We start from the raw sequence: 19,302 nt of genomic DNA, 5'->3' as shown, positions 1-19,302 counted from the left end.
TCACCAGGACGACGTTCAGTCAGGGCTGGGGCGGCCGCTCCTGGCCCGGGCCCTGCTCCCTGCCGAACTCGTCTCTCAGCTTGTCCTGGCCGGTGTCGACCTGACTCCTGTACTTGCCCTGGGTCCGGTCGTCGACGGCGTCGCCCGCCTTGTCGATGCCCTTTCCGGCCTGGGACTCGTGGCCCTTCATCATCTGCTTGAGCTTGTCCATCATGGACATGGGTCAGCCTCCTCGCTGGTTGCCCCCCACCCCTACAGGGTCCCCGCACCCCATGCGGTCCGCATCTGCGAGCGCGGTCAGCCCGCGTCCAGCCAGCCCCGCGCTCGCAGTTCCGCGACGAATCGCCCGTACGACTCGTCCAGCGCCGCCCGCTCCCGCTCCACCGGCTCGACCGGGCGCCCCGCCGCCGTCATCGCCGCCGCGCTCGCCGAGAGGTCGGGGTGCAGGGTGCCGGCGGCGGCGAGCAGGGCGGCGCCGAACGCGGTCTCCGCCCGGTCGGCGACGCGCAGCGGCCTGCCCAGGACCGTGGCGCGGATACGGGTCCACAGGTCGCTGCGGCTGCCGCCGCCCGCCGCGTGCAGGGGTCCCCAAACCTCGATGCCCAGCGCCTTGACGCGCTCCAGGGCGAGCCGTTCCAGGAAGGCGACGCCCTCCAGCGCTGCCCGGTGCCGGTCGGCCTCGTCCTGCGGCGTACCGGCACAGAAGCCGCGCGCGTCGCCGGAGACGAACGGGAACCGTTCGCCCTCGCGGCGCAGCGGGTAGTTCAGGCAGGAGGCCGGACCGCGGGCGTCGGCCGCCGCGTCCAGTCGGGGCAGGTCGCCCGGATCGACCGAGGCCAGCGCCTCGCCGCCGGTGTTCGAGGCGCCGCCGGGCAGCCACCAGCCGTCGGGGTGACGGTGGCTGTAGAGGGCGCCGGCCGGGTCGGTGACCAAGGCGCGAGAGACGCCCTTGAGGACGTACGTCGTCCCCAGTACGCCGACGAACTGTCCCGGCTCCACGGCGCCCGTGGCGATCTGGCCCGCGCAGCCGTCCGTCATGCCGAGGCGGACCGGGCAGCCGACGGGCAGGCCGGTCTCGGCCGCCGCCCGGGCCGAGACCGTACCGGCCTGCGTGCCGGGAGCCTGTACGGAGGGGAGGAAGCCCGCGGGAACACCGAAGGCGTCAAAGACATCGGTGGCCCACTCACCCGCGCGCGGGTCGTAGCCGGTCTTCAGGGCGTGGCTCCAGTCCGTGGGGACCGGGTGACCGGTGAGTTCGCGGCCGAGCAAGTCAGGTGTGTGCAGGACGAGTTGACCGGGGCGGGCCCGGTTCGCGTACCAGACGAGCTTCCCGAGTGCGGCCGTCGGACCGACCGTCAGGCCCAGCGCCCGCCACCGTCGCGCGCCCAGCTCCTGTGCCTTGGCGTTGATGTCGGCGGCCCGCCGGTCGTCGTACATCAGGGCCGGACCCACGGGCTCCCCGTCCGGGCTGGCGAGCACCAGGGTCCCGGAGGTGGCACAGACGGCGACCGCCACCACCTCCCGGCCGCCGCCGGACAGGGCGGCCGTGGCCTGACGCAGGGCGGCGGCGGTGGCGGGCCACCAGGTCCGGGCGTCCTGCTCGCTGTGGCCGCCCGCGCCGCGTACCGGCTGAGGGAGCGGCGCCCGCCCCTCGGAGAGGACCCGTCCGCGGGCGTCGGCGCACACCACTCTCACCGCGGCGGTGGCCACATCGATACCGGCCACGACGGGGACGGGGGAGCGGGGTGCGTCGGCGGTGCTGCTCATGGGCGGGACGGGTCCTTTCGTGTACGTGCGTAAAAAGGCGTACGGATCAGGTGGTGGCGCGGGCGGCGACCGGTACGGCGGCTTCCTGAAGGGACTTCCCCTGCACGATCGCTTCCTCCGAAGCCCGCGGCAGCTTCAGGAAAAGCGTGAGCACGGCGGCGACGACGTACAGTCCGGCGAAGATCAGTACGACGCCGTCCCGGCCCAGCGGCCCGAGGAAGAGCGAGACGATCGCGGGACCCACGAAGGCCGCGCCGCCCGCGCCGAGGTTCAGCAGCGCCATCGCGCCGCCCTTGTTCTCGGGGGCCAGCGACGGCATCAGCGCGGAGATCGGTACGAATCCGGCGAGCGTGGCGCCGTAAATCATGCCGACGCCGACCGCGACCCAGTAGTTGTCGGTCATCAGCTTCGGTACGAAGTACAGGGCCAGGACGCTCAGCGCGCAGCCGACCGCTCCGAACCAGCCGATGGTGGTGCGCCAGCCGATCCGGTCGCTGACCAGCCCGAAGAGCAGGTTGAAGAAGATGTTCGTGGCGAACATGATCGAGAGAAGGCGCAGCCAGTCGCCGTCGCTGAAGCCCATCTCGTCGGTGAAGAAGGCGGGGAGGATCACCCAGAGGCCGAACTGCGGGGCGGTGTTGATGATGCGCACCACGCAGCCGACGGCGACCTTGGGGTTGGTCCAGGCGATGGACAGGCTGCGGGTCAGCGACTGCACCGGCTTGACTCCGGGTGGCGCGAGCCGGGAGTACCCGGTCCGTTCGCGTACGCCGAGGAGGCAGAAGGCGCCGCCGATCGCGATCAGGGCCAGCGCGACCCAGAGCGTGCCGAACTTTCCGAAGAGCGGGTTGGTGACGGACGCGGTGAGCGAGCCGAGCGTGGGCAGCCCGCCGGTGAAGGCGAAGTAGAACCAGCCGACGGCCGCGCCGAGCCGGGCCACCGGGGCGGTCGCGGTGACCCACACCAGGAAGGAGAAGGCGAAGAGCGGGTAGCCGAAGCCGCGCAGGCCGTAGAAGACCAGCATCAGCGTGTAGTTGTCCTGGGCCGCGCCGAGCGCGAGGAAGAGGATGTCGAAGACGATCCAGATGGCGAGGCCCAGCTGCATCACCCGCCGAGGACCCCACAGTTCTGACAGGGCGCCCGACAGCCAGGAGGCGAGCATGACCGTGACGCCGTACGCCGTGATCACATAGCTCGCCCGGACTTCGCTGCCGGCGCCGTTGCCCTCGATGAACGGGGCGATGAAGCCCGACTCGACGCCGTCGCCGATCATGAAGATCAGGACGCCGATGAAGCCGAAGAGGAGCGGCCTGGGGATCCCGATGCGATCCCAGACCGTTCCTCCCGTGCCTCCCGTACGCGCGGCTGGTGCGGCGGTGCTGCTCATTGCTCGTGCCTCCACATTGAGTGCCATGGGCCGGGCCCGCGGACGTAACAGCCGCGACCGGGAATGCATCATGGCCTCTGTGAAATTAACACGCAAGAGTTTAAGAAATCTTGTTGTCAGCCGCCGGCCGCGACTCGGACGTCCGTGCGCTCCTTGAGCGCGGTCAGCAGCTCGCCGCTCACCCCGTCGTCCACCACCAGGTGGTCGAAGTCCTCGACAGGCGCCAGCCGGTGCAGCGCCGTCCTGGCCAGCTTCGTACGGTCCATGAGCAGCACCTTGCGTGTGCCGGAGGCCAGCATCGCCCGCTTGACCAGCACCACGTCCTGCTCCTGGTGATACGTCATCCGGGCGTCCATCGCCGAGGTGGAGACCAGCACCATGTCCACAGAAAGTGCCTCGATGGCCTCCAGGCAGGGGACGCCCAGGAACGAGTCGTGGGTGTGCGAGTACTCCCCGCCGAGCGAAATGAGGCGTATGTCCTCGTGGCCGGCGAACAGGTCGATGACCCGGCGGGCGTTGGTCACCACGGTCAGCGGGGCGTGCTCCACCAGCAGCCTGGCCAGCGCGAGCGCGGTCGTGGAGTCGTCCAGCATCACCGACATCCCCGGCTCGACGAGGTCGGCGGCGGTCTTCGCGATGGCCTCCTTCTCGGCCGTGTTGACGCCGAGCCGGTAGTCGAGATTCGACTCGAAGACCGTCGAGGGCAGCGCGGAGACCCCGCCCCGGAACCGGCGCAGCACCCCGCGCCTGGCCAGCTCGTCCAGGTCGCGGTGCACCGTCATCAGGCTCACGCGGGTGAGCTCCGCGAGCTCCGCCCCACTCGCCGTGCCGTGGTGCAGCACGTGCTCGGTGATCATCTGCCTGCGGGCTTCCGCGCCGGTCGTCGTCATGAGGCCAAGTTTCGCGTACCGCCATGGACAGGTGCCCAGGTGGGGACGTTGAGCGAGCGCAGGGCGGTGCCGGCGTCCGTCACCTCGATCTCGGTCACGGCCGCGTTGTCGAGCCGGGGGAACACCAGGCGGTAACGGCCGACCGGGATCGAGAGCATCGCGCACAGCGCCATGCGCAGCAGCGTGTTGTGCGCCACCACCAGAACCGTGCCGCCGGGGTGCTCGCGCGCGAGGCCGCGCAGCGCGTCCGAGGCGCGGGCCGCGGCGGCGGACGGTGGCTCGGATCCGGGGAAGGCGCCGAGCTCGGCGTCCTCGCGGAAGCGGCGTACGGCCTCCGGGTCATCGGCGCTCATCTCCGCGATGGTGCGGCCTTCCCCCCAGCCGAAGTCCACCTCGCGCAGCGCCTCGACGATCTCCGGTTCCACGCCGAGGGCCCGGGCGGCGGGCAGGGCGGTCAGCCGGGCGCGGCTGACCGGCGAGCACGCCACGGCGTCGACGCCACGCTGCTCGGCCCAGCCGGCGAGATCCTCGGCCTGCCGCAGCCCCTTGGCGGTGAGCGCGACGTCGGAGATGCCTGCGTACCGGTTCTCCGCGTGCCATTCGGTCTCTCCGTGCCGTACGAGCAACAGGCGTGACGCCATCGGTGATCTCTCCCTGCGGTGCATTGATTCTTCAAAACAATGATGTTAAATCTATCAGCGCCAGTGTTAGTGGCGCTGCGGCAAAGCTGACGCGCATCGCCACCGCGACCCGAAGAAGGGCTCCCGCTCCATGCGCATCCTCGCCGCCGGCGATCATTTCGTACGCCCCGACCTCCTCAGCGCCGCGCTGCGCGAGGAACTCGGCTCCGCCGCTCAGGAGATCACCGAACTCACCCTGCCCTGGCCCCACGAGCCCTTCGGCCCGGTCGGCGACGTCCACGAGGCGAGCGGTACGGAGGAAGAGCTCATCGAGGCGCTGGACGGCGCCGAGATCTGCGTGACCCAGATGGCGCCCTTCACCGAAAAGGTCTTCACGGCCTGCCCGGACCTGCGCATGGTCGCCGTCTCCCGCGGCGGCCCGGTCAACGTCGACCTCGCCGCCGCCACCAGCCACGGCGTCGCCGTCTCCTTCGCGCCCGGCCGCAACGCCCCCGCCGCGGCCGAGTTCGCCATCGGCCTGATGCTCGCCGCCATGCGCCGCATCACCACGGCCGACGCCGAGCTCAAGCGCGGAAAGTGGCGCGGCGACTTCTACGCGTACGACGAGGGCGGCATCGAACTCGACGGCGCCACCGTCGGCCTCGTCGGCTACGGCGCGATCGGCCGCATCGTCGCCCGCGTCCTGCGCGCCTTCGGCTCTCACGTCCTGGTCGCCGACCCCTACACCGACCCGGCGGCCGCCCGCGCCGACGGCGTGGAGCCGGTCGAACTCGACGAACTCCTGCGCCGCAGCAGCGTGGTGAGCCTGCACGCCCGCCTCACCCCCGAGACCCACCACCTCATCGACGCCGCCAAGCTGGCACTGCTCCCCAAGGGCGCCGTCCTCGTCAACTCCGCGCGCGGCGGCCTCCTCGACTACGCCCCGCTGCCCGATCTGCTGAAGAGCGGCCGCCTCGGCGCCCTCGCCCTCGACGTCTACGACATCGAACCGCCACCCGCCGACTGGCCGTTGCACGACGCCCCGAACGTCGTCACCGCCCCGCACCTGGCCGGCGCCACCCAGCAGACCGCGCACCGCGCCGCCGCCATCACCGCCGCCGAAGCAGGCCGTTTCGTACGCGGCGAGAAGCTCGCGCACCCGGCCAACCCAGAGGTTCAGGAGGCCACGCGCCCATGAGCGTGATCATCGGCGTCGACATCGGCACCTCCGTCACCAAAGCCGTCGCCTTCGACGGCGAAGGGACCCCGCTGGCCTCGGCCGCCCGCCGCAGCAGCGTGGTGCGGCTGCCCGGCGGCCGCGTCGAACAGGACCTCGACGACGTGGTCCGTACGGTCGCCGAGGTCGTACGGGAGACCACCGCCGCACTGCCCGGACCGCCCACCGCGCTCGCCCTCACCGGCCAGGGCGACGGCCTGTGGCTGCGCGACGCCGACGGCCGCGCCGTGCGCCCGGCCATCTCCTGGATGGACGGCCGAGCCTCGGATCTGGTCGCGCGCTGGCTGGAGAACGGCACGGTACAGGAGGTGTACAAGCACACTGGATCCGGCATGTTCCCCGGCTGCCACGCCCCGCTCCTCGCGCACCTCCAGGAGTACGAGCCGCAGACCCTGCGCCGCGCGGTCACCGCGGGGTACTGCGTCGACGCCGTCGCTCAGTGCCTCACCGGCCGGGTGAGCGTGGACGCGTCCGACGCCACCCTGCCCTTCCTCGATCCGGTGAGCCGTACGTACTCGCCCGAAGCGCTGGCCGCCTGCGGAATCGAGGAGCAGGCGCGTCTGCTGCCCACCCCCGCCGCGCCCGGAACCGTGCTGGAGCTCGACGCCCACGGCGCCGAACTGCTGGGGCTGCCCATGGGACTTCCGCTGACCGCGGGACCGTACGACCTTCCGGCCTGCGCGATAGGCAGCGGCGTACGCGACGTGGGCGACGGACTGCTGATCGTCGGCACCACCCTGGCCTGCCAGGTCCTCACCGACCGGGCCAGGACAGACGGTTCCACCGAACCGGCCGGCATGTGGCTGTGCACACCGGACACCGACCGCTGGCTGCGCGCGATGCCCGCGATGGTCGGCACAGCGGCCCTGGAATGGCTCCTTACTCTCACCGGCGCCACCACTGCCGACCTCGACGGACTGCTCGCCGAGAGCCCTCCGGGCGCGAACGGCGTCACCGCGCTGCCCTTCCTCTCCGACGCGGGGGAGCGCGCCCCGTTCGTGGACCCCGCCGCCCGTGGCCGGCTCGACGGGCTCACACTCGGCCACACCCGCGCCGACGCGGTACGCGCCATGTGCGAGGCCATCGGCTACGCCGCCCGGCACTGCCTGGAGGCCGCCGGCCTCACCGGCACCCTCGCCGCGTGCGGCGGCGGCACTCGGTCGGGCCCGTGGGCGCAGCTCTTCGCCGACATCCTGGGGCGTCCGGTCCGTATCCCGCGGGACAACGAGGTGGGGGCGCTCGGCGCGGTACGGGTGGCGCGTCGCTTCCTCGGCGAGGCGCCGGAGCAGAAACCGCAGTTGTTCCGGACCGTGGAGCCGCGGCGGGAGTCACGCGGGGTGTACGAGGACGGCTACGCCGCCTACCGCTGCGCACTCGACGGGGCGCGCCCTCGGTGGGGCGGGCGGTAGGGCGCCGTTTCCCGCGCCAGGCCGGGCTAGGCCTTGGAGAGGGCGGCGGCCGCACGGGCCTCGCGGATCGGGGCTCCTGCCTGGTGGAGGCTGGTGAGCGCCTGCCGGTACGAGGTGATCAGGCTGGTCTCCAGGTAGCTGATGCCGAGGTCCCGGCAGTAGTCCCGGACGATGATCTGGGCCCGCCGCAGGTGCGGGGTGGGCATGCTGGGGAACAGGTGGTGCTCGATCTGGTAGTTCAGCCCGCCGAGCATGATGTCGGTGAACCAGCCGCCGCGCACATTGCGGGAGGTGAGCACCTGGCGGCGCAGGAAGTCGGGGCGGTCGTCGCCGGTCAGGATCGGCATGCCCTTGTGGTTCGGGGCGAAGATGGATCCGAGGTAGACGCCGAACAGGCACTGGTGGACGGCCAGGAAGGCGATCGCCATGCCGGGCGGCAGCACCAGGAACAGCGCGGTCAGGTAGACGGCGAAGTGGCCGAAGAGCAGCGTGCCTTCGAGGGTGCGGTTCTTGAGCGTGCGGTTGGCCAGCGCCCGTACGCCTGCCACATGCAGGTTGAAGCCTTCCAGCGTGAGCAGCGGGAAGAACAGGAAGGCCTGCGAGCGGCCGAGCAGCCGGGGCAGTCCCTTGGCCGCGCGCGCCTGGTCCTGGGACCAGACCAGTACGTCGGGGAGGACGTCCGGGTCGAGCTCCGCGTGGTTGGGGTTGGCGTGGTGGCGGGTGTGCTTGTCCTGCCACCATCCGTAGCCCATGCCGATGCCGAGGTTCCCGGCGAGGCGGCCGGAGCGCTCGCTGGCCTTGCGCAGCCGGAACACCTGACGGTGGGCCGTGTCGTGGGTCACCAGGGCGACCTGGCCGAAGACCACGGCGAGGAAACCGGCGACCGCCAGAGTCCACCAGCTGTCACCGACGAGTACGAAGGCGATCCAGCCGCCGGCGTAGAGGGCGGTCACCGCGGCGATACGAGCTGTGTAATAGCCGGGGCGGCGGCCCATCAGCCCGGCCGCGGTGATCTCCTTGGACAGCTTCGCGAAGTCACTGCCGGATTTCTGCGAGGCCAAGGGTGAGGGCGGAGGTCGTACCGAAGTCTGCACTGGCATGGAGAGGAGTCCTTCTGGTGGAGGCACGGGGGCGGGCGTAAGAGGGAATCCCGGGGATGCGCCCCGGTGGGGTGACGCTCAGCGGCGTCGCCGACGGCCGGAGGGGGCCACAGGCGCGCGGTGGGGGCTCGCGGCGCCAGGTATTGCGCGGATTTCGCGCCGCACCATCGGTCTGGGGGCCGATGGCCGGGGAAAGGGGGGAATCGGTCGGCCGGACCGGCGGAGCCGAGTGGATACGGGCGATCCGGCTTTCGGCGGCGTAGATGACGGCTCTTCCCTTGCCACGGTAAACCACATCCGATCGGCGGCCCGGCCGGAACGGGCCTTTCCGCCCTCCCCGGCCTTGCCCCGGCGCTACCCGGTCAGGGGTGTTCCGCTGGGCCTGCGCGCCGCGGCAGACGCACGTGGCCCCGCCAGGGCCCGATTTTGCAGCCTGTACGGCGTAGGAGCCCCGACCCGGCGGAGGGGCCTCTCTGCCCGCCTCCGCAGCCTGGCGCCCTGTGGTACGAATCACCTCCGGCCACGTCTCGCGGAGCTCCTGACAGCAGGTAGCCCTGGTCAGCGGGCAGGTCTGCGTACCGGTCCAGCCGCGCCCGAACAGCCGCAGCGGACGGCGGTCCAAGTCGCGCTCCTGGATGTACGCCTTGATCCGGTCCTCCGGCGGCCTGCCGGGGATGACGGTGCCGGGCCGGCTCTGGTGAAAGCTGCTTCAGACTCCGTCGGCCGGTCAACGCGAGGCGGGGATTACCCCACCCGGTCCTCCAGGTGCCGGGCGAGACGGTCGAGGAAGACGCGCTGGCCCGACACGAGCCGGTCACGGGCGCTCGCCGGCCCGCACCATGCGACCTGGTCGATCTCCGGGAACTCCCGCAGCACACCCGAGCCTCTCGGCCACTCCATGGTGAACGTCCCGAAATCCGCCAGCGCGGGGTCGAGATCCGCCTCCAGAGCCCAGACCGTGACGATTTTCCCGCTCGGCTGGCGGGACTCACCGAGGGCAATGAGCTCTCCATCGGGCACCGGCAGGCCGAGCTCCTCCGTGAACTCCCGGCGGGCAGCGGCCTCGGGCGTCTCGTCCGGCTCGTACTCACCTTTGGGGATCGACCAGGCCGCGGTGTCGCGGCCGGCCCAGAATGGACCGCCCATGTGACCGATGAGCACCTCGGCCCCGTCGCCCGAGGTACGGAACAGGAGGAGCCCCGCGCTTCGCTTGCCCGACATGCCGTCAAGTCTGCGCGCCAGGCCCGTCTGACGCCATCGGGCGAAGCCGTGTCGCGCTCCTCGGATGCGGAGGTATCGGGAGCGAAACGCGGCGGAAACCCTGTGTGCGGCGGCAGGCCTAGGCTCGGGGGTACTGACACCCCGGCGGACTGGAGCGCCGAGCGATGGCGGGAACTTCTGCTGGCCGGCCGGGGACGCAGGATGGCCGGCCGGACGACGCCCACGGCCGTGCCGTCGAAGGAGGCCTGCGGGACGTGAGCGAACGCAGCGCCACCTGACAGGGGCCCGGCGGGGCCCCGCGGGGCCCGTTGGTGTGCGCGGCGGCGCGTTCCGGCTGTTCATGTGCCGTTCCGGGGTACATGGGGGCCATGGATCAAGTGGTGCTGGCAGGGATGTGGGGGCTGGTGGCCGGGTCGGCCCTGCTGCTCGGGGCGGTGCTGGGGTACGCAGTGCGCATCCCGCAGTGGGTGGTGGCGTCGGTGATGGCGTTCGGTGCGGGGGTGCTGCTGTCGGCGGTCTCCTTCGAACTGGTCGAGGAGGCGTACGACCAGGCCGGGCTGGCTCCGGCAGCCATCGGGACCGTGGGTGGGGCCGTCGCGTACACGGCGGGCAACGTATGGCTGGCGCGCCGCGGGGCCCGGCACCGCAAGCGTTCCGGCCACCGGCAGTCGCAGCCGTCGGAGGCTCAGCAGGCCGGTTCCGGGCTGGCGTTGGCGCTGGGCGCCCTGTTGGACGGCGTACCCGAATCGGCGGTGATCGGCGTCAGCCTTGTCGACGGTGGGGCGGTGAGCATGGTGACCGTGGTAGCGGTGTTCATCAGTAACGTGCCGGAGGGTCTTTCGAGCTCCGCCGGCATGCGGCGGGCCGGCCGCGGCAAGAAGTACGTCTTCGGCATCTGGGGCGCGATCGCAGCCGCGAGTACGGCAGCGGCGGTGGCCGGCTACGCAGTCGTCGGCGGGTTGCCGACCGCGGTGGTGGCGGCGGTGACGGCCGTGGCGGCGGGGGCGATTCTCGCGATGATCGCCGACACCATGATTCCGGAGGCGTTCGAGGACGCCCACCTGGCGATCGGCCTGATCACCGTCAGCGGCTTCCTGGTCTCCTTCGCGCTGTCACACGCATGAGCTGCGTGCTCTTCGCGTCGCTTTCACCACTCGAATGACAGGGTGCCGAGAGGCAGCCGCGTGAAGCGGATGGTGTCGTGATACGTCGTCAGCCCCGTCTCGTAGAGCAGGCCCACCGTGGCTGTGCTCGTCTGCACCAAGTCCGAATAGCCCGCCGGGTCGTCCGACAGGGACCGGACCGGCCGCCACGAACGCCCGCCGTCGTCGCTGGCACGCACCTGCATCCGGAGCCGTTTGTCCGGATCCGACGGGCCGGAGTACAGCAGCGGGCTTCTCCACGGCCGGCCGGAGACCTGGAGCACACTGCCCTGGACCGTCGGACCCGTCAGCTGAGGCTGCGGTCGGAAGGGGACGGCCAGGGTCAGACCACCGTCGGTGCTGTAGGCGTCGGCGCGGGTGCCCTCGGCGGCCCGGTCGTGGTCACGGGCGTTGATGTAGACCGTGCCGTCCGGTAGCTCGGCGAAGGTGCTCTCGTTGAGCGCGAGAGGACCGCCGGCCGACCTGCTCACGTAACCGACGTGCCAGGTGTGCCCGCCGTCGTCGCTGTAGAGCGAGTGGCCGCCGCTGCGCCCGTTCGTGCCCGCACTGTGGTTCGCGGGCACCAGCAGCCGCCCTCGGTGGCGCCCGTGCCGCAGGGCGGCGCCGTGGCCGGGGCCGACGGCGTACCAGCGCCAGCCGGAGGGCTTGACCGACTCGGTGATGTCCCGCTGCGGCGACCACGTCCTGCCGCCGTCGGTACTTCGCTGGACGTACACCCGGCGGACCGAGGCGGCGGCCCTGCCGGACGTCACCTGCCGCTTCGTGGCGCCGCCGATGGTCCGGCACGTCACCAGCACGATGTCTCCGCTGCGGGGATCGATCACCGGCACGGGGTTGCCCACCGTGTCCTTCCCGGCGTCGGCGACCAACTGCGGTGGCTGCCAGGTGCATCCACCGTCGAGGGAGCGCCGCAGGACCAGGTCGATGTCACCGTTGTCGGCTGCGGAATCGCGCCGGCCCTCGGCGAACGCGAGCAGCGCGCCGCCGGGTACCTGGAGGGCGGCCGGGATACGGAAGGTGTGGTAGCCGGAGGCGCCCGACCGGTAGGGCACGGATGCCGGGCACGGCGCCGCGTGATCGTACGCCGCGCGACCTGGCGTCGCGTGATCGTACCCCGCTGGTTCGGGCGGCTGAGTCACGGCCAGCCCTGCTACCAGCGTCAGCAGGAAGGCCAGTCGCCGGCTGGCAGTGGCACGAAGTCTCATCGCGTCTCTCGGTCCGGTGCGGCTTCGCGGAGGCGTGTGGGAGCCCGACTCCGACTGTCCGCATGGAACATAGCGACAGAGAGCTCCCGCACCTGCCAGCGCCACGCTGTCAGCGGCGCGGTGGGAGGCGGTGCAGGCGGACTTCGCTCAGCCGCCCGTCCTCGGCGACGGCGGTCATGTAGGTGCAGTAGGGCTGTCGCCGCCGGTCGGTCGGCGAGCCGGGGTTCAGCAACCGCAGCCCGCCCGGCGTTGTGCTGTCCCACGGAATGTGACTGTGACCGAACACCAGTACATCCAGGTCCCCGAAGCGCTCCGCACACCGGCGCTCCCGCCCTTGAGCGGCTCCGGTTTCGTGTACGACGCCGAAGCGGAGCCCACCGACCTCCGCCCGCGCCACTTCAGGCAGCCGGGCACGCAGCTCCGGGCCGTCGTTGTTGCCGTACACGCTGATGAGGCGCCGTGAGTGCGCGTCGAACAGATCCAGGGCGGCCACGTCCACCCAGTCGCCGGCATGGATCACGACATCGGCTTCCTGCGCCCGCGCGAGGAGTTCGGGGGGCAGCTCCCTGGCGCGTTTGGGCAGATGCGTGTCGGACGTCAGCAGGAGGCGCACGTACACCACCGTAGGCGGGCCTGCCACCCCTGGCACCCGGAGGCTCTGGCCTGCGGGGATAGCGGTGGGTCACCGTTCGGAATGCGCGGATGCGCCGACGCTGTTTCGCTGGTTCGGCCCGCTCTGTCCTGTCACCCGAGGAGTGATTATGAGCGCTGCAGGTGAGTCCGGCGGTCGTGCCCAGGAGTTGCGCCAGCTGGCGCAGGAAATGGACCAGGCCGCGGAGCGTGCCCCTGACCCGGAGCAGCGCAAGCGGCTCAAGGACAAGGCCCGCCGCCTCAGGGAGCAGAGCGAGCAGGCAAGCAGCATGGGCGGCGGGGACATATACCCCCCGAAATAAGCCCGCCCCTGCGTATGGCACCGGCCGGTGGCTGCCCCCGCGCCCTCAGGCGTGCGAGAGGCCACCGGCCGGTCATGTGCAGTGGCAACGGCACGGGCACCGAAGCCGGTCCGATGAGCGCTGATGTGCGTACGGAGTCCGACCGCGTGATGCTGTTGGCGTGAACACTCATGACCAGGGAGCCGACAGCCCGGAGAGCGGTGCTGGTACCGGTACCAGCACTCAGGTGCCCACCGTGGGGGTGGAGGAGGAGTACTTTCTCATCCACCCCCGGACGCGTCAGGTGCAGCCTGCGGGCGCCCGCGTCGTGGCCCGCGCCTCCGCGGTCCTTGGCGACCTCGTCTCGGGTGAATTCACCCAGTACCAGATCGAGGGCAAGACGCCCCCGTGCTCGGGCCCCGAGGAGCTGCGCAAGGAACTGACCCGGGTACGCGCGGCAGCCGTCGCGGCCGCCCGTGAGGAGGGCCTGCGGCTGTGCGCGTCCGGCACGCCGGTCATGGGAGGCGGAGTACCGGCCGACATCGGTGACCACCCGCGATACCGGGCAGGGGCGGACCAGTACCGAGCCCTGCTCGACGACTTCGCCATCTCCGCCTTCCACGCCCATGTGCATCTGCCCGACCGGGAAGTGGCCGTGCTGGTCACCAATCACCTCAGGCCGTGGCTGCCGCTCCTCGTGGCGATGAGCGCCAACTCGCCCTTCCACCAGGGACGCGACACCGGATACGCGAGCTGGCGTGCCGTGATGAGGAGCGGTTTCCCGTGCCTGGGGCCGCCGCCGTACGCCGCGTCGCTGGAAGAGCACCAGCACATCGCCGAGGCGATGGCGGAGTCTGAGGCCATGCTGGAGGCCGGCATGCCGTTCTGGGACGTCCGGCCGAACCCGCGACTGCCGACGCTGGAGATCCGCACCATGGATGTCCTGCCGGACATCGACGACACGGTGGCTCTCACGGCGCTCATCAGGGCGCTCGTGGTGACGGCGGAGGCGAAGGTCGTACGCGGCGACCCAGGCCCTCGTACCTCCGGCGAACTGCTGCGCGCCGCGTACTGGCGCGCGGCACGGGACGGCTGGTCCGGCAAGGGCGTCGACGCGCTGAGCGGACGGATCCTGCCAGCCTCGGTGCAGGCGGAGCGACTCGTCGAGTACGTGCGTCCCGTGCTGGAGGAGTACGGGGAGATGGGCGAGGCGGCGGCGTTCCTGCGGCGCCTCGACAGCCGGGGCTGCGGCGCGCAGCGTCAGCGTGCCGTGGCCGCCACGGGGACCGGGCCCGCCGCTGTCGTGGACGACCTCATCGCGGCGACTGCTGGGCAACGGTAGGTCAGCGCCTCCGGGAGCGTGCCCGGCTCAGCGGGGCGTGAGGGTCGTCACCAGGACGTCGCGGTACGCGGGCCGGCCGGGGTCGAGCGGGCGGATCGGCGAGACCTGGTGCAGGGTGCGGCGGTCGTCACCGAGGAGCAGCGTTCCCGGCTCGCTGAGCGTCGTCGCGAGCGCTTGCTTGCCGTCCGGGTCGAACACCGAGCTCTCGCCGCCGTCGGCGTTGTGCCGGCCGACCAGGAGCGAGGAGACGAGCGTGACGCCGTCCCGGTGAAGCCCTTCTGGGGTCGGCTGCCCTTGCCCGTCGGCCGAGGCGACGACACGGAAGGGATGTACCTTCACGCTCCATTCGCCAGTCTGGTCAAGGCAGCCCGCGAGGCCGCCCAGCAGCCTGATCAGGGACCGCAGAACGGGATCGGCCGCGAAGGCGTCGGTCAGCGGGTCGAAGTGGCGGTCCACCTGGACGTAGAGCGGATTGGTGTCCTGCGGCTGTACGAACGGGATGTGCGGCAGGAGGGTCAGTTCCCCCGTGGCCGCCGCGAGGGAGAAGTGCCCGTACCGACGAAGCCGGCATGTGCCGCTTTCGGCCGCGTATCTGTCGGGTGACAGGTTTGCCCAATGCGCGCGGAAGCGCTCCCAGGCCTGCCGGTCCGTTCCCGTACAGGCTGTCACGGCGTCCGGCGGCATCAGATGCACTCCGGTCGAGGTCAGGGCCTGTCGGGCGGCCTCCACCAAGCCGGTCCGGGCGGTGTCGGCGGCGGCACCCGCGGTGGTGCCGAGGTCGAGGTCGAGATTGCGGTCGCGGTCCAGGTCCAGGTCGTCCATTGACATGTCCGTCCACTTCAGCGGTGCGGTGCCCTGCGGCGCTCCGGCTTCAATGGTCGGGCGCCAGGCGGCGGGCCGCATCCCGGCCGCGCCCGCGGGGCCGGCTCTCCTCGCCTGTCCCGCGCACCTGCCGGCGAATTGCGAAGCCCATGGGCCGGCGGGACGCTGGATATGTCAGCCCTCCGGCGTACGATCCGCCTGCGGCATGGCCAACGAGGTGCCGGGCGCCGGCGCACAACCGCTCACCGGCGGCCCGTCAGGGGAGAGGCCCGGTGGGAAGCGGTTCCGCGTCTCGGCAGGGAGATAGCCATGGACGGCACCACTCTGGAAGCGATGAGGACCGCCCTGCGCGGCCCGGTCATCGGTCCGCAGGACCCGGAGTACAACGAGTCCCGCAAGATCTACAACGCCATGATCGACCGCCGCCCGGCGGCCATAGTGCGCTGCTCGGACGCGGCCGACGTCATGGAGGCCGTCAATTTCATCCGGGACAACGGCCTCGAAGTGGCTGTCCGGGGTGGTGGGCACAGCGGCCCCGGCTTCGGCCTGGTGGAAGACGGCGTCACCATTGACCTCTCGCCCATGCACTGGGTGCGCGTCGACCCCACCGCGAAGGCCGCGCGGGTCGGCGGCGGCGGTCAGGTCGGCGATCTCGACCACGCCGCCCACGGCTTCGGTCTGGCCACCCCCGGCGGCGTGGTGTCCACGACAGGGATCGGGGGTCTGACCCTCGGCGGCGGTCACGGCTACCTCACCCGCAAGTACGGGCTCATGGCGGACAATTTGCTGGCGGCGGACGTCGTGCCGGCCGACGGCAGTTTCGTCACCGCGAGCGAGACCGAGAACCAGGACCTCTTCTGGGCACTGCGCGGCGGCGGCGGGAACTTCGGCATCGTTACGTCGTTCAGCTACCGGCTCCACCCGGTGGACACCGTGGGCGTCGGGGTCACCGTATGGCCCGTCGACAGCATGCGCGAGGTGCTGCGCTGGTACCGCGACTTCCTTCCGGAGGCGCCCGACGACCTGAACGGCTTTTTCGCGTTGCTCACTGTTCCGCCCGGCCCGCCCTTCCCGGAAGAGATCCACTACCACAAGATGTGCGGAGTCGTGTGGTGCTGGACAGGGGACCTGGACCGCCTGGAGGAGACCCTCACGGTCGTGAACCAGCCAGGCCCGCCGGCCTTCCATTTCGCGGCACCGATGCCCTACCCCGCGCTGAACGGCATGTTCGACGCGCTGCTCCCCCCAGGCCTGCAGTGGTACTGGCGCGGCCACTTCTTCGACCGGATCACGGACGAAGCCATGGACGTGCACGCCAAGTACGGCGAAAGCCTCCCGACCGAGCTGTCGATCATGCACCTCTACCCGGTGGACGGAGCCGCGAGCCGGGTCGGCCCGGACGACACGGCGTGGAGTTACCGGGACGCCGTCTGGTCCGGTGTCATCGCCGGCGTCGACCCCGACCCAGCCAGCGCCGAGGCTGTCAAGCAGTGGTGTGTGGACTACTGGGAGGAACTGCGACCGCATTCCATGGGCGCCGCTTACGTCAACTTCATGGGCGCGGAGAGCCAGGACCGGGTCAGGGCCGCCTACCGAGGCCATTACGACAGGCTGGCGGCAATCAAGCGAACGTACGACCCGCACAACTTCTTCCACGCCAACCAGAACATCGAGCCGGCGGAGCAGTACTGAAGTAGCAGTACTGAACCGCCCGAAGGGGTTCGGCGGTGCGGCAACCAGCGGTCATCGAGGCGCCGTCCGTACTCGGCCTGCGGCCTTCCGGCGTACAGGACTTGCCGACGGCTCTCCTCGACACCGGTCTGCTGACGCACCTCGGGGCGGTGTGGGCCGGCCGGATCGAAGCACCGGCGTACGACCCCGGGCGCGACGCCGGCACCGGGATCCTGAACCCGGTCGGCATCGCGCAGTACTCGGTGCGACTGGCGGACCTGGTCGGCAGCGTCCTCGGCCGTGGCTGCTTTCCCGTGGTCCTCGGCGGCGACTGCAGCATTCTGCTGGGCAACCTCCTCGCTCTGCGACGGCGCGGGCGTTACGGGCTGCTGTTCCTCGACGGCCACACCGACTTCTACCAGCCGTCGGCGGAGCCGACCGGCGAGGCCGCGTCGATGGAACTCGCCCTGGCTACGGGCCGCGGCCCTGCGCTGCTCGCCGACCTTGAAGGCCGCGGGCCCCTCGTACGGGACGAGGACGTCGTCGCCTTCGGCTTCCGTGACGCCGCCGAGTCCGCCGAGGCCGGGATGCAGCCTTTGCCGCCTCGGCTGAACGCGATCGACATCGACGGGGTACGCGCGGCCGGAGCCGCCGCGGCGGCGCGCCGGGCGGTCGACCGGCTTGCCGGCGCTGGACGCGCCGGGTACTGGGTCCACCTCGACGTGGACATCCTGGACGACGCGATCATGCCGGCCGTCGACTACCGCCTTCCCGGCGGACTGACTTGGCTCGAACTGGAGAGTGTGCTGCGGACCGCGCTCGCCGGCGAGCGCCCCCAGGGACTCGACGTCACGATTTTCAACCCCCGCCTGGACCCGGACGGAACGATCGGCGTCCGCCTCGGCGAGTGCCTGCGCCGAGGGCTGTCGGTGCGCACAGGCAACTGAAGCTGAGCCACGGCCCCCTGGGGACGCGCGCGGAGTTGAGGTATGACTTGGTCGGACCATGGTCATACCAGCGATGCCAGGAGGACAGCCCATGTCACGTCCGGTCAGTCCGGTCACCATCGTCACAGGCGGCAGCCGAGGCATCGGCGCCGCCACGTGCGTCCGGCTGGCGGAGGACGGACACGACCTTGCCCTGGGATACGTCGCCAACAAGGCGGCCGCCGAGGAGACCGCGGCGGCCGTGAGGGCAGCGGGGGCGCGCTGCGTCACGGTGCGGGTGGACACCTCCGACGAGGCGGACGTGGAGCGGCTGTTCGACACCGCCGCGGCCGGCCTCGGCCGGGTGACCGGGTTGGTCAACAACGCAGGTGTGACCGGCCCGCTGGGCAGACTCGCCGATGCCCGCACCGAGGATCTGCGACGGGTGCTGGAGGTCAACCTGCTCGGCTACCTGCTGTGCTGCCGCCGAGCCGCCCGGGACATGGCGGAGTCCGGCTCCGGCGCCATCGTCAACATCTCCTCCGCGGCCGCCACGCTCGGCAGCCCGGGCGACTATGTCCACTACGCGGCCACCAAGGCGGCCACCGACGCCCTGACCGTCGGCCTGGCCAAGGAGCTCGGCCCGGACGGCATCAGGGTCAACGCCGTCGCGCCCGGCATCATCAACACGGAGATGCATTCCGCCATGGGGGATGCCGACCGTCCCGCCAGGGCGGCCGCTCAGATCCCCCTCGGCCGCCCCGGCGAGCCCTCCGAGATCGCCGGCGCCGTCGCCTGGCTCCTGTCGGCCGATGCCTCGTACACCACCGGCACGGTCCTCAGGGTCTCCGGCGGCCGCTGAGCCACAGAGCGAGCTGCGGTCCGTCCGTACACGATGGCCGCCAGGCCCACGCCGAGGAGTCCGCCGAGGAGTTGGGCGGCGATGAAGCCGGGGAGTGACGCGGGGGCGATGCCGGTGAGGGAGTCCGTGAGCGTCCGGCCCACCGTCGCGGCGGGGTTGGCGAAGGATCCCGACGAGGTGAACCAGATCGCCGCGCCGATGTACGAAGCGACCGCGACCGGGGCGAGCTGTGCCCGGCCTATGCGGTCCAGCCCGTACACCACCAGCACAAGCCCGGCCGTGGCGACCGTTTCACCGAGCAGCAGATGGCCGGCCGACCGTACTTGGGTGGACCAGACACCGGGCGTCCGGCCGAACATGGTCTCGGCCAACAGGGCTCCTGCGACGGCCCCGGTCAGCTGCGCCGTGATGTAGAGGGCGACCTGTTGGCAGCTGAAAGGGCTTTCGCCGCGTCGCTGCGACCACCACGCGAAGAGTGTGATCACGGGGTTGAGGTGAGCCCCCGAGACCGGGCTGAGCAGGACGATCAGCAGGCCGAGCCCGACCGCCGAGGCCAGTGCGTTGGCGAGGAGCTGGACTCCGGTGTCCTGGCTGAGGCCGGCGGCCTGGAGGCCGGAACCAATGATCACGGTCACCAGCGCTGCGGTCCCTACCAGCTCGGCAGCCGCCCGGCGTGGCAGTGCTCTGTCGATGACCATGATCTGGTTTCTCCCCCGGATGACGCTACAGCGGAAAATATATTCCGTAT

18 protein-coding genes and 1 pseudogene are annotated in these 19,302 nt (G+C 71.3%); 8 read left to right on the top strand and 11 right to left on the bottom strand.

Annotated elements, in window-relative coordinates; translation table 11 throughout:
- Positions 1–19: 19 nt before the first annotated feature.
- The 5 genes from J7E96_RS13725 to J7E96_RS13705 form a co-directional block, all read right to left on the bottom strand.
- Complete coding sequence (locus J7E96_RS13725) at positions 20–220, bottom strand: antitoxin (RefSeq protein ID WP_215130963.1); 201 nt, start codon at positions 218–220, stop codon at positions 20–22.
- 77 nt (positions 221–297) lie between these two features.
- Positions 298–1,767: an FGGY-family carbohydrate kinase gene (locus J7E96_RS13720; RefSeq protein ID WP_215130961.1), complete on the bottom strand. Its 1,470-nt coding sequence runs from the start codon at positions 1,765–1,767 to the stop codon at positions 298–300.
- Between the two features lie 46 nt (positions 1,768–1,813).
- Positions 1,814–3,154, bottom strand: coding sequence for an MFS transporter (locus tag J7E96_RS13715; protein ID WP_215130959.1), 1,341 nt, complete (start codon positions 3,152–3,154; stop codon positions 1,814–1,816).
- 116 nt (positions 3,155–3,270) lie between these two features.
- The gene (locus J7E96_RS13710; RefSeq protein WP_215130957.1) at positions 3,271–4,044 is read right to left on the bottom strand and encodes a DeoR/GlpR family DNA-binding transcription regulator; all 774 of its coding nucleotides are present in this window, start codon (positions 4,042–4,044) and stop codon (positions 3,271–3,273) included.
- On the bottom strand, positions 4,041–4,685 hold the full coding sequence (locus J7E96_RS13705) for a histidine phosphatase family protein (RefSeq protein ID WP_215130955.1): 645 nt from the start codon (positions 4,683–4,685) through the stop codon (positions 4,041–4,043). Before J7E96_RS13705 ends, J7E96_RS13710 begins: the two co-directional genes overlap by 4 nt.
- A 130-nt stretch (positions 4,686–4,815) precedes the next feature.
- Between J7E96_RS13705 and J7E96_RS13700 the strand changes: the two genes are divergently transcribed.
- Together J7E96_RS13700 and J7E96_RS13695 are read left to right on the top strand one after the other, a co-directional pair.
- The gene (locus J7E96_RS13700; protein ID WP_215130953.1) at positions 4,816–5,862 is read left to right on the top strand and encodes a 2-hydroxyacid dehydrogenase; all 1,047 of its coding nucleotides are present in this window, start codon (positions 4,816–4,818) and stop codon (positions 5,860–5,862) included.
- On the top strand, positions 5,859–7,310 hold the full coding sequence (locus J7E96_RS13695) for an FGGY-family carbohydrate kinase (RefSeq protein WP_215130951.1): 1,452 nt from the start codon (positions 5,859–5,861) through the stop codon (positions 7,308–7,310). Before J7E96_RS13700 ends, J7E96_RS13695 begins: the two co-directional genes overlap by 4 nt.
- A gap of 26 nt (positions 7,311–7,336) precedes the next feature.
- Here the strand turns inward: J7E96_RS13695 and J7E96_RS13690 are convergent, their stop codons facing one another.
- Both J7E96_RS13690 and J7E96_RS13685 read right to left on the bottom strand, forming a co-directional pair.
- Positions 7,337–8,410, bottom strand: a complete 1,074-nt coding sequence (locus J7E96_RS13690; RefSeq protein WP_215130948.1) for an acyl-CoA desaturase — start codon at positions 8,408–8,410, stop codon at positions 7,337–7,339.
- 744 nt (positions 8,411–9,154) lie between these two features.
- Positions 9,155–9,631: an NUDIX domain-containing protein gene (locus J7E96_RS13685; RefSeq protein WP_215130946.1), complete on the bottom strand. Its 477-nt coding sequence runs from the start codon at positions 9,629–9,631 to the stop codon at positions 9,155–9,157.
- Between the two features lie 368 nt (positions 9,632–9,999).
- On the opposite strand from J7E96_RS13685, the gene J7E96_RS13680 reads away from it, so the two are divergent.
- On the top strand, positions 10,000–10,755 hold the full coding sequence (locus J7E96_RS13680) for a ZIP family metal transporter (RefSeq protein WP_215130944.1): 756 nt from the start codon (positions 10,000–10,002) through the stop codon (positions 10,753–10,755).
- A gap of 23 nt (positions 10,756–10,778) precedes the next feature.
- On the opposite strand, the gene J7E96_RS13675 is transcribed toward J7E96_RS13680, so the two are convergent.
- Positions 10,779–11,846, bottom strand: coding sequence for a sialidase family protein (locus J7E96_RS13675; protein WP_308295937.1), 1,068 nt, complete (start codon positions 11,844–11,846; stop codon positions 10,779–10,781).
- Between the two features lie 262 nt (positions 11,847–12,108).
- The gene (locus J7E96_RS13670; RefSeq protein WP_215130941.1) at positions 12,109–12,612 is read right to left on the bottom strand and encodes a metallophosphoesterase; all 504 of its coding nucleotides are present in this window, start codon (positions 12,610–12,612) and stop codon (positions 12,109–12,111) included.
- Between the two features lie 148 nt (positions 12,613–12,760).
- On the opposite strand from J7E96_RS13670, the gene J7E96_RS13665 reads away from it, so the two are divergent.
- Positions 12,761–12,952 carry a DUF6381 family protein gene (locus J7E96_RS13665; protein ID WP_215130939.1) on the top strand — a complete coding sequence of 64 codons (192 nt, stop codon included), beginning with the start codon at positions 12,761–12,763 and terminating at the stop codon, positions 12,950–12,952.
- A gap of 160 nt (positions 12,953–13,112) precedes the next feature.
- On the top strand, positions 13,113–14,273 hold the full coding sequence (locus tag J7E96_RS13660; protein ID WP_308295936.1) for a glutamate--cysteine ligase: 1,161 nt from the start codon (positions 13,113–13,115) through the stop codon (positions 14,271–14,273).
- 27 nt (positions 14,274–14,300) lie between these two features.
- Here the strand turns inward: J7E96_RS13660 and J7E96_RS13655 are convergent, their stop codons facing one another.
- Entirely contained in the window at positions 14,301–15,095 is a 795-nt protein-coding gene (locus tag J7E96_RS13655) for a 2OG-Fe dioxygenase family protein (protein WP_215130936.1), read from the bottom strand.
- A gap of 309 nt (positions 15,096–15,404) precedes the next feature.
- Here J7E96_RS13655 and J7E96_RS13650 point away from each other — a divergent pair, with 309 nt between their 5' ends.
- From J7E96_RS13650 to J7E96_RS37310, 3 genes are all read left to right on the top strand, one after another.
- The gene (locus tag J7E96_RS13650; RefSeq protein ID WP_215130934.1) at positions 15,405–16,787 is read left to right on the top strand and encodes an FAD-binding oxidoreductase; all 1,383 of its coding nucleotides are present in this window, start codon (positions 15,405–15,407) and stop codon (positions 16,785–16,787) included.
- 35 nt (positions 16,788–16,822) lie between these two features.
- Complete coding sequence (locus tag J7E96_RS13645) at positions 16,823–17,713, top strand: arginase family protein (RefSeq protein ID WP_215130932.1); 891 nt, start codon at positions 16,823–16,825, stop codon at positions 17,711–17,713.
- Positions 17,714–17,804: 91 nt separating this feature from the next.
- Positions 17,805–18,554: an SDR family NAD(P)-dependent oxidoreductase gene (locus J7E96_RS37310; RefSeq protein ID WP_251069849.1), complete on the top strand. Its 750-nt coding sequence runs from the start codon at positions 17,805–17,807 to the stop codon at positions 18,552–18,554.
- 248 nt (positions 18,555–18,802) lie between these two features.
- Here J7E96_RS37310 and J7E96_RS37305 read toward each other — a convergent pair.
- Positions 18,803–19,252: pseudogene (locus J7E96_RS37305) on the bottom strand (aquaporin); the annotation flags it as partial.
- Between the last annotated feature and the right edge of the window lie 50 nt (positions 19,253–19,302).

Origin of the sequence: Streptomyces sp. ISL-96 (assembly GCF_018614035.1) — a bacterium.
Lineage (GTDB): Bacteria > Actinomycetota > Actinomycetes > Streptomycetales > Streptomycetaceae > Streptomyces.
This window is presented reverse-complemented; position numbering and strand designations above follow the sequence as displayed.

Coding starts and splice junctions, on each gene's coding strand:
- J7E96_RS13725 (WP_215130963.1), bottom strand. CDS start 220: ATGTCCATGATGGACAAGCTCAAGCAGATGATGAAGGGCCACGAGTCC.
- J7E96_RS13720 (WP_215130961.1), bottom strand. CDS start 1,767: ATGAGCAGCACCGCCGACGCACCCCGCTCCCCCGTCCCCGTCGTGGCC.
- J7E96_RS13715 (WP_215130959.1), bottom strand. CDS start 3,154: ATGAGCAGCACCGCCGCACCAGCCGCGCGTACGGGAGGCACGGGAGGA.
- J7E96_RS13710 (WP_215130957.1), bottom strand. CDS start 4,044: ATGACGACGACCGGCGCGGAAGCCCGCAGGCAGATGATCACCGAGCAC.
- J7E96_RS13705 (WP_215130955.1), bottom strand. CDS start 4,685: ATGGCGTCACGCCTGTTGCTCGTACGGCACGGAGAGACCGAATGGCAC.
- J7E96_RS13700 (WP_215130953.1), top strand. CDS start 4,816: ATGCGCATCCTCGCCGCCGGCGATCATTTCGTACGCCCCGACCTCCTC.
- J7E96_RS13695 (WP_215130951.1), top strand. CDS start 5,859: ATGAGCGTGATCATCGGCGTCGACATCGGCACCTCCGTCACCAAAGCC.
- J7E96_RS13690 (WP_215130948.1), bottom strand. CDS start 8,410: ATGCCAGTGCAGACTTCGGTACGACCTCCGCCCTCACCCTTGGCCTCG.
- J7E96_RS13685 (WP_215130946.1), bottom strand. CDS start 9,631: ATGTCGGGCAAGCGAAGCGCGGGGCTCCTCCTGTTCCGTACCTCGGGC.
- J7E96_RS13680 (WP_215130944.1), top strand. CDS start 10,000: ATGGATCAAGTGGTGCTGGCAGGGATGTGGGGGCTGGTGGCCGGGTCG.
- J7E96_RS13665 (WP_215130939.1), top strand. CDS start 12,761: ATGAGCGCTGCAGGTGAGTCCGGCGGTCGTGCCCAGGAGTTGCGCCAG.
- J7E96_RS13655 (WP_215130936.1), bottom strand. CDS start 15,095: ATGGACGACCTGGACCTGGACCGCGACCGCAATCTCGACCTCGACCTC.
- J7E96_RS13650 (WP_215130934.1), top strand. CDS start 15,405: ATGGACGGCACCACTCTGGAAGCGATGAGGACCGCCCTGCGCGGCCCG.
- J7E96_RS37310 (WP_251069849.1), top strand. CDS start 17,805: ATGTCACGTCCGGTCAGTCCGGTCACCATCGTCACAGGCGGCAGCCGA.